Here is a 778-nt window from a genome sequence, read left to right on the forward strand (position 1 = left end):
AGCTGGAAAAGATGTTGGCTATCTATTTTACGTTGCGCCTACCGTTGACTTGCTAAATCAGACGATCAAAAATTTGAAGGCGTTGCTCGATCCAGCGCTGCACGTGATGATACGCGCCGAGTACTCGATCGAGGGTGAACAGTATAACAAAAAGCTTGGCACTGTTGACACCAGAATTCGGGCCGTCCTCAATGACAACCGAGTAGGCGGAAAAGGTGTTCTGCCGTTTTGTGAAGGTAGCATACTGTTTATGACCCACTCGTCGTTCATCAAGCTGCGCAAGCACGACAAGTTTGATAAGACGACGGTGCTTTTCGACGAGGCTCGTAAGTGGGCAACGGAAATGCCAGCACTAGAGCTTGACGCAAAGTCCGAGAATCTATTCCGCACACTCTTCTCCACTTCTGAGTTTCGTAACTCGAAGGGTGCAAAAGTGTCGGGAGGTTTTCTTACGATTCATCCAAATAAAATCAAACCTAGTAAACTTGCGTCCCTAGTCAATGACACGAACACTGCGTCGGTGTTTCGCGATCTGTACAACATGTATCAGGCCTTGACGCCTAACGCGGACGAGCCTATCCGTATGCAGGTTTTCGGCTTGATGAAAAGTAGCGGCAACAAAAAGTGTTTTGTGCGTGTGGCGCTTCCCTCTCAGCCTTTTGTCGGATTCAAGCGCATTCTGATTCTGAGCGCTGACTTTGAAACGAGTCAGATGTACCATCTTCTTAAGATGGAAGGGTGTCAGGTGAACAATATCACGATACCGTTTTTGGATAGG

1 protein-coding gene is annotated in these 778 nt (G+C 47.8%); it reads left to right on the forward strand.

The genetic code is table 11. The annotated features are described in order from the left end of the window. Positions 1-778 (forward strand): DEAD/DEAH box helicase family protein (locus AC1RO3_RS08100; protein ID WP_481763945.1); only part of this gene is annotated, 778 nt, incomplete at both ends.

Source organism: Dellaglioa sp. CoH-57-MRSF-19, from assembly GCF_056781975.1.